Annotated in this window: 15 protein-coding genes; 10 read left to right on the top strand and 5 right to left on the bottom strand. The window is 63.9% G+C overall.

Annotated features, from left to right (window positions below; genetic code table 11):
* The first annotated feature begins 88 nt into the window (after window positions 1-88).
* The 9 genes from yajC to QF092_RS04700 all read left to right on the top strand — a co-directional run bounded on the left by yajC (window position 89) and on the right by QF092_RS04700 (window position 6494).
* Entirely contained in the window at window positions 89-415 is a 327-nt protein-coding gene (gene yajC / locus QF092_RS04740) for a preprotein translocase subunit YajC (RefSeq protein WP_281468106.1), read from the top strand.
* 34 nt (window positions 416-449) lie between these two features.
* On the top strand, window positions 450-2117 hold the full coding sequence (secD, locus tag QF092_RS04735; protein WP_281469771.1) for a protein translocase subunit SecD: 1668 nt from the start codon (window positions 450-452) through the stop codon (window positions 2115-2117).
* A gap of 10 nt (window positions 2118-2127) precedes the next feature.
* Complete coding sequence (secF, locus tag QF092_RS04730) at window positions 2128-3102, top strand: protein translocase subunit SecF (protein ID WP_281468104.1); 975 nt, start codon at window positions 2128-2130, stop codon at window positions 3100-3102.
* 48 nt (window positions 3103-3150) lie between these two features.
* Window positions 3151-3525 (top strand): Mth938-like domain-containing protein, encoded by a 375-nt coding sequence (locus tag QF092_RS04725; protein WP_281468102.1) that lies wholly within the window; start codon window positions 3151-3153, stop codon window positions 3523-3525.
* A gap of 91 nt (window positions 3526-3616) precedes the next feature.
* On the top strand, window positions 3617-4252 hold the full coding sequence (gene ccmA / locus QF092_RS04720) for a heme ABC exporter ATP-binding protein CcmA (protein WP_281468100.1): 636 nt from the start codon (window positions 3617-3619) through the stop codon (window positions 4250-4252).
* An 88-nt stretch (window positions 4253-4340) separates the two neighbouring features.
* Window positions 4341-4997 (top strand): heme exporter protein CcmB, encoded by a 657-nt coding sequence (gene ccmB, locus QF092_RS04715; protein ID WP_281468099.1) that lies wholly within the window; start codon window positions 4341-4343, stop codon window positions 4995-4997.
* 54 nt (window positions 4998-5051) lie between these two features.
* Window positions 5052-5780, top strand: a complete 729-nt coding sequence (locus QF092_RS04710; RefSeq protein WP_281468097.1) for a heme ABC transporter permease — start codon at window positions 5052-5054, stop codon at window positions 5778-5780.
* Complete coding sequence (ccmD, locus tag QF092_RS04705; RefSeq protein WP_281468095.1) at window positions 5777-5956, top strand: heme exporter protein CcmD; 180 nt, start codon at window positions 5777-5779, stop codon at window positions 5954-5956. Before QF092_RS04710 ends, ccmD begins: the two co-directional genes overlap by 4 nt.
* Window positions 5949-6494 (top strand): DsbE family thiol:disulfide interchange protein, encoded by a 546-nt coding sequence (locus tag QF092_RS04700; RefSeq protein ID WP_281468093.1) that lies wholly within the window; start codon window positions 5949-5951, stop codon window positions 6492-6494. The genes ccmD and QF092_RS04700 overlap by 8 nt, the downstream gene beginning before the upstream one ends.
* Window positions 6495-6988: 494 nt before the next feature.
* Here the strand turns inward: QF092_RS04700 and acnA are convergent, their stop codons facing one another.
* Window positions 6989-9676 carry an aconitate hydratase AcnA gene (gene acnA / locus QF092_RS04695; protein ID WP_281468091.1) on the bottom strand — a complete coding sequence of 896 codons (2688 nt, stop codon included), beginning with the start codon at window positions 9674-9676 and terminating at the stop codon, window positions 6989-6991.
* Between the two features lie 283 nt (window positions 9677-9959).
* Here acnA and QF092_RS04690 point away from each other — a divergent pair, with 283 nt between their 5' ends.
* The gene (locus QF092_RS04690; RefSeq protein ID WP_281468089.1) at window positions 9960-10688 is read left to right on the top strand and encodes a DUF1223 domain-containing protein; all 729 of its coding nucleotides are present in this window, start codon (window positions 9960-9962) and stop codon (window positions 10686-10688) included.
* 3 nt (window positions 10689-10691) lie between these two features.
* Here QF092_RS04690 and QF092_RS04685 read toward each other — a convergent pair whose 3' ends face one another.
* From QF092_RS04685 to purB, 4 genes are all read right to left on the bottom strand, one after another.
* A complete protein-coding gene (locus QF092_RS04685) occupies window positions 10692-11567 on the bottom strand; it encodes a DMT family transporter (RefSeq protein ID WP_281468087.1) in 876 nt (291 codons plus the stop codon).
* Window positions 11568-11780: 213 nt separating this feature from the next.
* On the bottom strand, window positions 11781-12884 hold the full coding sequence (locus tag QF092_RS04680) for a FliG C-terminal domain-containing protein (protein ID WP_281468085.1): 1104 nt from the start codon (window positions 12882-12884) through the stop codon (window positions 11781-11783).
* 89 nt (window positions 12885-12973) lie between these two features.
* On the bottom strand, window positions 12974-13144 hold the full coding sequence (locus tag QF092_RS04675; protein ID WP_281468083.1) for an adenylosuccinate lyase: 171 nt from the start codon (window positions 13142-13144) through the stop codon (window positions 12974-12976).
* A gap of 173 nt (window positions 13145-13317) precedes the next feature.
* Complete coding sequence (purB, locus tag QF092_RS04670; RefSeq protein ID WP_281468081.1) at window positions 13318-14622, bottom strand: adenylosuccinate lyase; 1305 nt, start codon at window positions 14620-14622, stop codon at window positions 13318-13320.
* Window position 14623: the final 1 nt, after the last annotated feature.

Genomic DNA, 14623 nt, shown 5'->3' with positions numbered 1-14623 from the left:
TTCTTGCCTTCCCATGGCCCCGATTATAGGGTGCCCGCAAATTCGCCGGGGCTCTGCCTTGGCCACATCAGACAGTGAGGACGCCACGATGTTCGCAACCCCCGCCTATGCCCAGGCCGCCGGTGCCGGTGCCGGTTCTGCCTTTGCCTCTTTCATCCCTCTGATCCTGATCTTCGCGATCATGTATTTCCTGCTGATCCGTCCGCAGCAGAAGAAGATGAAAGAACATAAGGCGATGGTGGAGGCGCTGCGGCGCGGGGACCAGATCCTGACGCAGGGCGGGATCGTTGGCAAAGTGACCAAGGTGCAGGAGGATGGCCTTCTGGAGGTGGAGATCGCCGAGGGCGTGAAGGTCAAGATCATGCGCCACACCATCGTGCAGGTGATGAGCAAGACCGAACCGGCTGCGGCCTGAGCCGGATCGGACCTGCGTCATGCAATATGTCCCCTTGGTAAAAGCGCCTTTGTGGAAGCGGCTTGTGATCTGGGCGCTGGTTGCGCTGGGGGTGATCCTGTCGGTGCCGAACCTGTTTTACGGGCAGGTGGAGGCGCGCAATGACGCGGCGCTTGCGGTGGAGGCGGCGGGCTTTGCCACGACCGAGCAGCAGGCGGCGCTGGATGCCTGGCCGTCCTGGATGCCGTCGGGTCTGGTGAACCTTGGGCTTGACCTGCGGGGGGGCGCGCATCTGCTGGCCGAGGTGCAGGTCGCGGATGTCTACAAGGCGCGGATGGATGGCTGGTGGCCGGAAGTGCGCGATGCGCTGCGTGAGGTGCGTGATCAGGTGGGCAGCGTGCGGCGGCAGCAGACGCAGCTGCCCTATGAGCTGCGGGTGCAGATCGAGAACCCGGCAGGCATGGCGGCGGCGGTGGATGCGGTGCGGGCGCTGTCGTCCAATATCGTCAGCCTGACGGGTGTGGGGCAGACCGATATCGACGTGACGGCCGAGGGCGATGTGCTGATCGTGCAATTGTCCGAGCCGGAGCGTGAGGCGGTGGATTTGCGGACGATCCAGCAATCCTTGGAGATCATCCGCACGCGGGTTGATCAAGCGGGCACGCGGGAGCCGACGATCCAGCGGCAGGGGGCGGACCGTATCCTGATTCAGGTGCCGGGGATCGGATCGGCGTCGGAGTTGAAGGCGCTGATCGGGACGACGGCGAAGCTGACCTTCAACCCGGTGGTGCGGCGCGGCACGAGCGAGGATCAGGCGCCGGGGCCGGGCAATGTGAGCCTGCCGTCGCTGGACGAGGAAAATGTCTGGTACACGATCGAGGAAGTGCCGGTCGTGTCGGGCGAGGATCTGACCAATGCCAAGGGCGATTTCGACCAGAACGGGCGCCCTGCCGTGGCCTTTCAGTTTGATGCGCGGGGCGCGCGGGCCTTTGGCGATTACACGGCGCAGAATATCGGGGCACCTTTCGCCATCGTATTGGATGGCAAGGTGATCAGCGCGCCGGTGATCCAGAGCCATATTCCGGGCGGGTCGGGGATCATCACCGGGAATTTCACGGTGGAAGAGGCGAACCGTCTGGCAGTTCTGCTGTCGGCGGGTGCTTTGCCTGCCAGCATGATCTTTCTGGAAGAGCGGACGGTCGGGCCGGAACTGGGTCAGGATTCCATCGATGCCGGGCGCGTGGCGGCGGTCATCGCCATGGTGGCGGTCAGTGTGTTCATGATCGCGTCTTATGGGACGTTCGGGGTCTTTGCCGTGCTGTCGCTGGGCCTGAATATGACGATGATCTTCGGCATTCTGTCGGCCATTGGCGGCACGCTGACGCTTCCGGGGATTGCGGGGATCGTGTTGATCATCGGGATGGCGGTGGATGCCAATGTCCTTGTGTTTGAGCGTATCCGCGAGGAATTGCGCAATGCCAAATCGGCGGCGCGGGCGATTGAGATCGGCTATGAGCGGGCGCTTTCGGCCATCATCGACGCGAACCTGACGACGCTGATCACTTCTGCCGTGCTGTTCACGATGGGGGCTGGGCCTGTCCGGGGCTTTGCGGTGACGCTGGCCATCGGGATCGTGACATCGGTCTTCACGGCGCTTTATGTGACGCGGGCGATGGTGGAAACCTGGTATGGGCTGCGAAAGCCCACGACCGTGATCGTGTAAGGAGGGCGACATGGCCTGGCGACTGCGGCTTGCACCGGAAAAGACCAATTTCGATTTCTTTCGCCTGCAATGGATCACCTTTGGCGGGTCGATGGCCCTGATGGTTTTCGCCTTCATCGCTTGGGCGGTGATGGGGTTGAATTTCGGTATCGATTTCAAGGGTGGCACCACGATCCGGACGGAAAGCGCGCAGCCTGTGGATGTGGGGGCCTATCGCGCGGCGCTGTCGGGCCTGCCTTTGGGGGATGTGGCGATCACGGAAGTGTTCGACCCGACCTTTGGGCCGGATCAGAACGTGGCCATGGTGCGCATCGCGGCGCTGGACGCGACCGAGGCGGTGACGCCTGAGACGATCATGGCGGTGGAAGAGGCGCTGCGGACCATCGACCCGGCGATGACCTTTCCCAGTGTGGAAAGTGTGGGGCCAAAGGTTTCGGGCGAGTTGGTCTGGGGATCGATCATCGCGGTCACGCTGACCTCGATTGCGGTGCTGGGCTATATCTGGATGCGGTTCGAATGGCAGTTCGCCTTGGGCGGCGTGCTGGCCTTGCTGCATGACGTGTTCATCACCATCGGCATCTTTGCGCTGTTCCAGATCAAGTTCGATCTGACGATCATCGCGGGCCTGCTGACCATCCTTGGCTATTCGATCAATGACACGGTGGTGGTCTTTGACCGGCTGCGCGAGAATTTGCAGAAATACAAGACCATGCCGCTGCGCGATGTGATGAACCTGTCGGTGAACGAGACGCTGAGCCGGACGCTGATGACATCGGTCACCACGCTGATTGCGGTGGGGATCATGATGGTCTTTGGCGGGGATGTGATCCGGGGGTTCTGTTTCGCCATCTTTATGGGCGTGATTCTTGGCACCTATTCATCGGTCTATGTGGCCAAGAACATCGTTCTGATCATCGGGCTTGATCGCAGCGAGAAACCGAAGAACAAGGGAACCCCGGACGATTTTGCCCATGTGGACGCCTGATGCGGTTGGGTGAAACGGCCGTCTGATGCGAAGACCGGAGGAGGGCGCATGCGCCTGACCGAAATCAGCTATGGCAGCGCGCAGCCCGTCGAGGGCTATGGACCCGGCTTTTTCCGGCTGGGCGGGCATGTGTTGCGCGGGGCCTGCCTGATCACGCCTTGGGATGCGGGGCCTTGGGGTGGGCTGAGCGATACGTCCACGCCTTTGGCGATGGCGGGGCGGATCGATGTGCTGCTGTTGGGGATGGGGGCCGAGATCGGCCATCCGCCGCGCGCCTTTCGTGACGCGATGGAGGCGGCGGGGATCGGGGTCGAGGTGATGTCGTCGCCCGCCGCATGCCGGACCTATAACGTGCTTTTGGGCGAAGGGCGCCGCATTGCAGCGGCGCTTTTGCCCGTGATGCCGCCGGAGGGCGCGGTGTGAGGCGGGGGGACGAAAAGTTTTCTCCGAAAACTTTTCGGGTAAAATCTTCTAGGGAAGATTTTTTCTCCCCGATGCCCGGCGGGGGCATGGGATGGAGATGATCGTCGAGGATCTGGCCGTGGCACGCGGGGGCGTGCCGGTGCTGGAGGGTCTGTCCTTTCGGCTGGCGGCAGGGCAGGCCCTGATCCTGCGGGGGCCGAATGGCGTGGGCAAGACGACGCTTCTGCGCACGCTGGCAGGGCTTCAGCCCGCCTTGGGCGGGCGCGTTTCGCTGCCTGCGGAGAGCCTTGCCTATGCCGCCCATGCCGATGGGTTGAAGGCCGTGCTGAGCGTGGAGGAGAATCTGCGTTTCTGGGCCGCCATTCATGGCACGGGCACAGATGCGGTCGAGGCGGCGCTGGAGGCGATGGACCTGCGGGCCTTGCGGGGCCGGATGGCGGCGAACCTGTCGGCGGGGCAGAAGCGGCGGCTGGGTCTGGCGCGGCTCTTGGTGACGGGGCGGGCGATCTGGCTGCTGGATGAACCCACGGTGTCGCTGGATGCGGGGTCGGTGGCGCTGTTTGGGGCCGTGGTGCGGGCGCATCTGGCGGGCGGGGGCGCGGCGTTGATGGCCACGCATATCGATCTGGGGCTGGCGGAGGCGGGGGTTCTGGACCTTACACCCTTCCGCGCGCGGTCGCCCATGGCGGGCGGGCGCGTTGGGGCCTTTGACGAGGCCTTTGGATGAAGGGGGCGTGCGCTCTTTCCTGCGGCCTTGGCGCGTGCGGCGGCGTCGCGGTTGAGTATTTGGGCCAAGATGAAGCCGGGGGGCGAACATGTGGTCGCTTCTGACGCGGGATTTGCGACTGGCGATGCGGGCGGGCGGCGGGTTCGGGCTGGGTTTGGCCTTTTTCCTTTTGCTGGCCGTGCTGGTGCCTTTGGGTGTGGGGCCGGAGGGGGGCGTGCTGGGGCGGATCGCACCGGGTATCCTATGGGTGGGGGCGTTGCTTTCCTGCCTTCTGTCCTTGGACCGCATCTTTGCGCTGGATTTCGAAGACGGGTCCTTGGACCTGTTGGCGACCAGCCCCATGCCGCTGGAGGCGGTGGTGGCGGTGAAGGCCTTGGCGCATTGGGTGGTGACAGGCTTGCCCTTGACGGCGGTGGCACCTGTGCTGGGCGTGCTGCTTAATCTGCCGGTGGAGGGTTATGGCTGGCTGGTGCTGTCGTTGGCTTTGGGGACGCCCGCGCTTTCGGTGATCGGGGCGTTCGGCGCGGCGCTGGTGGTGGGGGTGAAGCGGGGGGGGCTTTTGCTTTCCTTGCTGGTGCTGCCGCTTTATGTGCCGACGCTGATTTTCGGGGCTGAGGTGGTGAAGCGGGGCGCGGCGGGGCTGGAGGTGGGGGTGCCCCTGCTTCTGCTGGCGGGGATCACGCTGGGGGCGGCGGCGCTGTTGCCCTTTGCGGCGGCTGCGGCAATCCGCGTCAATCTGCGATAGCCGCGCGCGTGATAGTGAATTGAGGCTTTGGGGGCGAGGGTTTAGGGAAGGCGCATGTCGATCTGGGAATATGCCAATCCGAAGAAGTTCATGCAGACATCGGCCTGGGCCCTGCCTTGGGTGATGGGTTTGGCGGTGGTCGCGCTGGTGGCCGGGCTGATCTGGGGGTTCTTCTTCACGCCGGATGATTTCCGGCAAGGGTCTACGGTGAAGATCATCTATCTGCATGTGCCCGCTGCGATGATGGCGATCAATGCTTGGGTGATGATGCTGATCACCAGCCTGATCTGGCTGGTGCGGCGGCATCATGTGAGCGCGCTGGCTGCCAAGGCGGCGGCGCCTGTGGGGCTGACATTCACGGTGATCGCGCTGGTGACCGGAGCCTTCTGGGGGCAGCCGATGTGGGGCACGTGGTGGGCCTGGGACCCGCGGCTGACATCCTTTCTGATCCTGACCTTGTTCTACATGGGCTATATCGCGCTTTGGGAAGCGATTGAGAATCCCGATACCGCGGCGGACCTGACGGCGGTGCTGTGTCTGGTGGGGTCGGTCTTTGCCCTTTTGTCGCGCTATGCGGTGCTGTTCTGGAATCAGGGGCTGCATCAGGGGGCGTCGCTGTCTCTTGATAAGGAGGAGAATGTGGCGGATGTGTTCTGGTTTCCGCTGCTGGTCTGTATTGCGGGGTTCGTGCTGTTGTTCTTGGCGCTGGTTCTGATGCGGACGCGGACCGAGATCAGGGCACGGCGGTTGCAGGCGCTCTTGGCGCGGGAGCGGCTGGCATGATGCCGGATCTGGGGAAATATGCCTTTGCGGTTCTGTCATCCTATGGGGCGTCTCTTGCGCTGCTTGGTCTGATCGTCCTGTTGACGCTGTGGCAGGGGCGGCGGGTGAAGCGGCGACTGGCAGAGGTTGAGGCGCGGGCCGAAACCCGAACGGATGGGGGGCGGGCGGATGGCTAAATGGCTGATGGCGCTGCCGCCGGTGCTGTTTCTGGGCTTGGCGGGGCTGTTTTACACCGGAATGCAGAGGGAAAACCCTGACGAGCTGCAATCGGTCTTTATTGATCGGCAGGCCCCGGCGGTGCCGGGGGCACCCTTGCCGGGCTATGCCTTGCTGACGGATGCCGATCTGCGGACGGGGCAGGTGACGGTGGTGAATTTCTGGGCGAGCTGGTGCCCACCTTGCCGGGCGGAACATCCGGTTCTGCTGGAGATGGCGGCCGATGGCATCCGGGTGGCGGGCATCAATATGCGCGACAAGGCCGAGGATGCGACCGCCTATCTGGAAGAGGAGGGCAATCCCTTCTTTGCATTGGGCTTCGATCCGAACGGGCGGGATCGGGTGGAATGGGGTGTGACCGCGCCGCCCGAGACATTCATCGTGCGGGGGGATGGCACCGTGGCTTTTCGGTTCATCGGTCCGCTTGTGGGCACGGATTACGAGGCTCGGTTCATTCCCGCGCTGAAGGCGGCGCTGGCCGAGGCGACGGGAAGCTGACGCCGGCGACGGTCTTTCGGGGAAAAAAATAGGGGGGGCATGGCCCCCCCTTTTTGATTTCCGGCCCAGAGAGGCCGGAACGGGCAATGCCCCAAGGTAAACGACAGGTTGCCGTCAGAACGAAGACAAGATGAACACAAGAAGAGTGAAGGCAACGAAGAGTTCACCCCAAGGCAGGGTTGCCCCGGATCGAAACAGCGACCGTTCAGGAGGAGGAGCGTGATCGGTTGCTGACATCTGGTTGGACCTGAAGAGAAGGGAAGGAACACTCGTACTCGACGAGATCACCATACCAGAATCGGTACCGGAATCAGCCCGACGATGTGGAAACAATGGGTTTCCAACACCACTCACAGCGCGGAAGGCCCCGTTTCGGGGGCTGCCGCCTTTTGCATGCGGTGTTCATGAACGCGAATTCGGGCAGGAGTTGGGCACAAATGAGAACACCCCGCGGCAAGGCGCGGGGTGTTGCAGATCGTCGGACTTAAGGGAGATCAGGCCGCTGCAAGGTTGCGAAGCACGTAGTGCAGCACGCCGCCATGTTCGACATATTCGATCTCGATCTCGGTATCGATCCGGCATTTGATCTGGATCGTCTTCACGCTGCCATCGGCATAGGTGATGTGGCAAGGCACGGTCGAGAGCGGCTTCAGATCGCCGTCCAGACCTTCGATGCTGACCAGTTCATCGCCTTTCAGACCCAGCGATTTGCGCGTGTCGCCATTCGTGAATTCGAAGGGGATGACGCCCATGCCGACGAGGTTGGAGCGGTGGATGCGTTCAAAGCTTTCCGCGATCACGGCCTTGACGCCCAGAAGCGCCGTGCCTTTGGCCGCCCAGTCGCGCGAGGAGCCTGCACCATATTCGATGCCGCCGAAGATCACCGTGGGCGTGCCCTGTTCCACATAGGCCATGGCGGCGTCGAAGATGGAGGTCTGCGCGCCATCCGGGCCTTTGGTGTAGCCGCCTTCGACGCCATCCAGCATCTCGTTCTTGATGCGGATATTGGCGAAGGTGCCGCGCATCATCACCTCGTGGTTGCCGCGGCGGGCACCGTAGGAGTTGAACTCGGACACCGGGACCTGACGTTCGTTCAGGTATTTCCCGGCCGGGGTCGTGGCCTTGAAGCTGCCTGCGGGCGAGATGTGGTCGGTGGTGATCATGTCACCCAGAAGCGCGAGGATGCGCGCGCCGGAGATGTTCTTGATCGTGCCGGGGGTGGCCGCCATGCCGCGGAAATAGGGCGGGTTCTGGATATAGGTGGACGTGGCGGGCCAATCGTAGGTTTCGGCCTCGGTCACCTGAACGCCTTGCCACTTGGTGTCGCCTTTGAAGACATCGGCGTATTTCTTCAAGAAGGCCTCACGCGTCACGGTGGCGTGGACGAGATCGGCGATTTCCTTGTTGGTGGGCCAGATGTCCTTGAGATAGACGGGCTGGCCGTTCGACCCGGTGCCGAGGGGTTCGGTGGTCAGGTCGATGTTCATGTCGCCCGCCAGCGCATAGGCCACGACGAGCGGCGGCGAGGCGAGGTAGTTGGCGCGCACATCGGGCGAGATGCGGCCTTCGAAGTTGCGGTTGCCCGACAGGACGGCGGTGGCGACGAGGTCACCTTCCGCGATGGCGGCCGAAATCTCGGGTTGCAGCGGGCCGGAATTGCCGATGCAGGTGGTGCAGCCATAGCCCACGAGGTTGAAGCCGACGGCGTCGAGGTCCTCTTGCAGGCCAGCAGCGTTGAGGTATTCGGACACGACCTGCGATCCCGGCGCGAGCGAGGTTTTCACCCAAGGCTTGCGGTTGAGGCCCAAGGCGCGGGCCTTGCGGGCCACCAGACCTGCGCCGATCAGCACATAGGGGTTGGAGGTGTTGGTGCAGGAGGTGATCGAGGCGATCACCACCTTGCCGGAGGAAAGCTTGTAATCCTCGCCCTTCACGGCGACCTCGACGCCCATCGGGCGCTTGAACGAGGCCTCCATTTCTTTGGCGAAAGAGGCTTTCGCGTCGGTCAGCGGCAGATAATCCTGCGGGCGCTTGGGACCCGAAATGGCGGGGACGATTTCCGACATGTCGAGGTGGAGGGTCGAGGTGTAGATCGGATCGTAATCCGGCCCGCGCCACATGCCATTGGCCTTGGCATAGGCTTCGACCAGTGCGATGCGGCCTTCGTCGCGCCCCGTTTGGCGGAGGTAGCGAAGGGTTTCATCATCGATCGGGAAGAAGCCGCAGGTCGCGCCATATTCGGGGGCCATGTTGGCGATGGTGGCACGGTCGGCCAGCGGCAGGTGATCCAGCCCTTCGCCGTAGAATTCCACGAATTTGTTCACCACGCCGTGCTTGCGCAGCATCTGCACCACTTTCAGCACGAGGTCGGTGGCGGTGGTGCCTTCGCGCATGGTGCCCGTCAGCTTGAAGCCCACGACTTCGGGGATCAGCATGGAAACGGGCTGGCCAAGCATCGCGGCCTCGGCCTCGATCCCGCCGACGCCCCAGCCGAGGACGGCAAGGCCGTTGACCATGGTGGTGTGGCTGTCGGTGCCGACGAGCGTGTCGGGATAGGCGACTTCGGCCCCGGTCTGGTCTGTGTCTGTCCAGACGGTCTGGGCAAGGTATTCGAGGTTCACCTGATGGCAGATGCCCGTGCCGGGCGGCACGACGCGGAAGTTGTTAAAGGCCTTCTGGCCCCATTTCAGGAACACGTAGCGTTCCATGTTGCGTTCATATTCGCGGTCCACATTCGCCTGGAAGGCGCGGGGGGTGCCAAATTCGTCGATCATCACCGAATGGTCGATGACGAGGTCGACGGGGACGAGCGGGTTGATCTTGGCCGCCGAGCCTTTCAGCCCGAGGATGCCGTCGCGCATCGCGGCAAGGTCCACGACGGCGGGGACGCCGGTGAAATCCTGCATCAGGACGCGGGCAGGGCGATAGGCGATTTCGCGCGGGTTCTTGCCGCCCAGTTTGGCCCAGTCGCCAAAGGCGCGGATGTCATCAAGGGTGACGGTCTTGCCATCTTCGAAGCGGAGCATGTTTTCCAGCACCACCTTGAGCGCGGCGGGCAGCTTGGAAAAATCGCCCAAACCCGCGGCCTGCGCGGCGGGGATCGAGTAATAGGCGACGGATGCGCCGCCTGCGGAAAGGGTCTGACGGGTCTTTGCGCTGTCATGTCCGACGGTGACGGTCATGGATGCCTCCTGCAAAATGGCTGTCGTCCGGGGGGCCGGAACGGGTGGCGATGCGGTCCCGATGCATCAGGGAATCTTGCGATGCAAGGGGGTCTGCGGTTTTGTATGCAATTGTATGCCGAAAATCCAGCCCTGATTTTCGCGGCGTGGCGGGGCAGGCTGCGGCAGGAAGGCCACGCGAAAGGGTGAAAAGGCGGGGCGGGACACTCGCAAAACCTTGATTGGCGGGGGAGACGTGCTTTTTGTAACAGGGATGAAGAGGAAGACGACCGGGAAGGAACCGATGCGACATTTCGTCAGCGCCCTGTGTGGCGCGACCCTTGCGCTGGCGGTGCCGGCCTTGGCCGAAGAGGCCGCAGGGACAGGTTCGCCCGAGGTTCGCCAGCCGGTGCTGGTGGAGCTTTATACCAGTCAGGGCTGCGCCTCTTGTCCCCCGGCGGATGAGTTTCTGGCGGAACTCGCGGCGCATGAAGAGGTTATCCCCTTGGCGCTGCATGTGGATTACTGGGATTATATCGGCTGGGAGGACAGCTTTGCCCAAGCCGCCTTTACCGAGCGGCAGAAAAGCTATGCCCGCGCGATCAAGAGCCGGATGATCTATACACCGCAGATGATCGTGGGCGGGATTGACCGGGTTGAAGGCAATACGCCCGACGCGGTGGTGCGGTTGATCGGCAAGCATCTGGCGGTGACGCGCACGGTGCATCTGACGCTGGAGCGGCGGGGGGATCAGGTGGTGATCCGGGCCGTGGCAGAGCCGCCTCTGAGCGGTGGGGCAGAGGTGCAATTGGTGCGCTATGTCCCCGAGGCGGTGGTGGAGATCGCGCGGGGCGAGAATGCGGGCAAGACGGTGACCTACCACAATATCGTGACGGAATGGACGAAACTGGCCGATTGGCCGGGGGTGGCGCCTTTGGAATTGACGGCGCAGGCCCCGGGAACGGAGCCAGTGGTGGTGATCGTGCAGGAGCCGGGGCCATCGACAGTGATGGCTGTGGCGCGGTTGAAATAGCGGCTAGGCCTTTCGCCGGGCCTGCGTTTCGCGGTGCCAGACGTAGAGCCCCGCGATCACGATGATCGCGGCGCCGAGCAGGGTCAGGGCGTCGGGCCATTCATCGTAAAGCACGATCCCCCAGCCTGTGGCGAGTATGATCCCTACATAACCGAAAGGCGCGATGGCCCCGGCTTCGGCCAGAGAAAAGGCGCGGATCAGGCAGATCTGGGCGGCGGTGCCAAGGCATCCCACAGTGGCGAAGAGCCACAGATCGCCGGGCGCGATGGGCTGCCAGACGGCAGGCATCAGGGCCGAGGTGACGATGGTGCCAAGAAGCGCACCGTAGAACATGGCGGTCCATGGGCTTTCCGTCATGCCGACCTTGCGGGTGAGCAGGGCCGAAGCCGCGTAGGAGACGGCGCAGGCAAGGGGGAGGAGGGCGGCCGGGGTGAAGACATCCGCGCCGGGGCGGATGATGATCATCGCGCCGATCATCGCGGCAAGGACGCCTGCGATGCGCCGGGGGCCAAGCTTTTCGCCAAGGAAAAGGGCAGCCCCCAGCGTGATCAGGACGGGGTTGATATCGGCAAGCGCCGTCGCCTCGGCGAGGCCAATATAGCTGAGCGAGGCAAAGAAGAAGCCCGTCGCGCCCATCTGGGTGAGGGAGCGCAGCGCGTGAAGTTTCGGGTGGCGCGTGCGCAGGGCGGGGCCGAGTCGGATATTGAGGATCAGGATGACAAGGAACAGCTGGCCCGCAAAGCGCGCCCAGACGACCTGTGCGGTGGGATAGGTCTGCACGAGGCCCTTGGCGAGCGCGTCCATCGCGGTGAAGAGGACGAGTGAGCACAGCATCAGGAGGATGCCGGTGCGGGTCGAGGCTTCGGTCGGGGTCTGCATCGGGCATTCCTAGCTGTGCGCGGACCCTAGGCGTGGGCGGGGGACTGTGCAAGCGGGTGGCAGCGGTGATCTGGCGGCGCGCCGGGGGCTGGCCCCCGATCCTTTCGCTTTCCGCGCGTCCGGCTTTGCCGTCAGGGGGCGTTCTGCCCCCTCTTGTCCCGCCTGTGGAGGGCCAATGCGCCCCCTGAGGATGTTTCAGACAGAAATTGGGGTTCAGCCTTCGTCTTCTTCCTGTTTGAGGGTGAGTTCGCCTGCGGCTTCGAGTTGGCGGATGGCAGTGACAAGGGCGGTATAGGCGGCATCGGCATCTTTCGGGTTGACCTTGCCGCGGGCGGCCATGTCGTCGCGCATTTGTTGCACCATGCGGGGAGAGAGGGCGGCAAGGATCGCCTCGACCACCGGGGCAAGGGCAGGGTCGGCGGTGGCGGCGGCGAAGGCGGTGGTGATCTGGGCCGGGTCTGTGGCGCGCAGGATGCGGGGCAGGTCGCGCGGGGCGACGCGGGCCGGGATATGGGCGAAGGTGAAGATCGCCTTGCGGACCTGTTCGGCGAAGGTGGCATCCCCTTCGTCGAGGCCTGCAAGCACGTCTTCGCGGGTAAGGGTGGGCGAGACGTTGAGGATCGCCCCCATACGGGCCACGGGTCCGTTCTGGAAGGCGCGGGGCGGGCGGGCATCGAGCTGGGCCACGAGGGACAGGCCGATGCGGCGCAGGGTTTCGGGCGCGGTGGCGGCGGTGCGGGACATGGCGAGCGCCACGCGGCGCGCGCGGTCGCCGGGCATTTTGGCAAGGAGGTCGGCAGCGCGGGGGACCGGCAGGCGCGACAGGGCGACGGCGGCGGTTTCGGGTGCCTCATCTGCCAGAAGGGGAAGCAAGTCTTCGGGGGGGAGGGAGGCGATGCGATCCCACGGGTCGGCGCGGGTCTGGCCTGCCGCCATGCGGCGCAGGCGGCTGGCGGCATCGGGGGAGATATGGCCATCGACAAGGGCAAGCGCGCCGGCAAGGCCATCGGGGAAGGTGAGACCGGTGGCATCGAGGGCGGCGAGGAATTCCTCGATCGTGGCCGTCAGGGTGGCGCGGTCGACAAGGCCCATGCGCGCCATCTGTTCGGCAAGGCGCGTCTGATGCTGTTCGGGAAGGTCGGCGAGGGGAAGCGGGATGCCTTCGGACAGGAGAAGGCGGACGATGATTGCCACCTTTTCCAGCGGCGTCGTCGGGCGCGGGACAAGGCGCGGGGCGAAGCCGATCCCGTTTGAGCCTGTGCCGATGGCCGAGGGAGCGGCGAGGAGCGCGTGAGAAACAGGGCTTTCGTCCTGCATGGTATCCCTTCCCGGTTGATCTTTTGGGAAGGGTAGAGGGGGCGGGTTAATCCGGGCTTAGCGCCAGAGGGTCAACCCGCCCGCGCCAATCACGAAGTGGTCTGCGGGATGCAGGTGCCGGTGGCTGCATCGTAGACGGTGCCTTCGATGCAGGAAGAGGCGGAAATCTTGGTCTTTTCGGAATTGCAGCCGCCGCCGGCGAGGGCGAGGGTCGGTGCAAGGGTCAGGGAAAGCGCAATCAGGGTGGTCTTGATCTTCATGGGTCGTCCTTTCTTTCGCGTTGGCTGTGCTGCGGCTGCTTTGGGCAGGGCGACCGGCGGTCGGAAAATCCGCATCCGGTGCGTAGCATGAAGGCTAGCACAGAATCGCGGCGGGCAAGGGCGGAATTTTTCGCCCCTGCGCTGTGACCCCTCACGCTTTCGTGAGGGGTGGGTCAGCTGCCGAAAACGCGGGCGAAGATCGTGTCGACATGTTTGGTGTGATAGCCGAGGTCGAACTTTTCCTCGATCTCTTCGCGGGAGAGGGCGGCGGTGACTTCGGGGTCGGCGAGGAGTTCGGTTTTGAAGTCGGCGCCTTGTTCCCAGACCTTCATCGCGTTGCGTTGGACGAGGCGATAGCTGTCTTCGCGGCTGACGCCTGCCTGCGTTAGCGCGAGGAGGACGCGCTGCGACATGATCAGACCTTTGAATTTGTTCATGTTCTTGAGCATGTTCTCGGGGTAGATCACCAGTTTTTCCACCACGCCTGCAAGGCGGTGAAGCGCGAAGTCGAGGGTGATGGTGGTGTCGGGGCCGATGGCGCGTTCGACGGAGGAATGGGAGATGTCGCGTTCATGCCAGAGCGCCACGTTTTCCAGCGCGGGCGTCACGGACATGCGGACAAGGCGGGCAAGGCCTGTGAGGTTTTCGGTCAGCACTGGGTTGCGTTTATGCGGCATGGCCGAGCTGCCCTTTTGGCCGGGGGAGAAGAATTCCTCTGCCTCCAGCACCTCGGTGCGCTGCATGTGGCGAATCTCGATCGCGATGTTTTCGATGCTGGAGGCGATGACGCCCAGCGTGGCGAAGAACATGGCGTGGCGGTCGCGGGGGATGACTTGGGTGGAGATGGGTTCGGGGGTAAGGCCCATCATCTTGCAAACATGCTCTTCCACCGCCGGGTCGATATTGGCGAAGGTGCCGACCGCGCCGGAGATGGCGCCGGTGGCGATCTCGGCCCGCGCATTCTCGAGGCGGGCGCGGTTGCGGGCCATTTCGGCGTAGAAGCGCGCGAAGGTGAGGCCCATGGTCGTGGGTTCGGCATGGATGCCGTGGCTGCGGCCGATGCGGACCGTGTCCTTGTGTTCATAGGCGCGGGTCTTGAGGGCGGCGAGGACGCGGTCGAGACCTGCCATAAGAAGATCGGCAGCGCGGGTGAGTTGGATGTTCAGCGTGGTGTCGAGGACATCCGACGAAGTCATGCCCTGATGAACGAAGCGCGCCTCGTCATTGCCGATGATTTCGGCGAGGTGGGTCAGGAAGGCGATGACGTCATGTTTGGTGACGGCCTCGATTTCGTCGATCCGGGCGACGTTGAAGGTGACATCCTTGGCCTTCCAGACGGCTTCGGCATTGGCTTTGGGAATGACGCCGAGCGCGGCCTGGGCGTCGCAGGCATGGGCCTCGATCTCGAACCAGATGCGGAAGCGGGTCTGGGGTTCCCAGATGGCGACCATGTCGGGGCGGGAATAACGAGGGATCATC

This window comes from Fuscovulum ytuae (assembly GCF_029953595.1).
Lineage (GTDB): Bacteria > Pseudomonadota > Alphaproteobacteria > Rhodobacterales > Rhodobacteraceae > Paragemmobacter > Paragemmobacter ytuae.
Note: the sequence above shows the minus strand (reverse complement) of the source record. Positions and strands in the feature narration are given on the sequence as shown.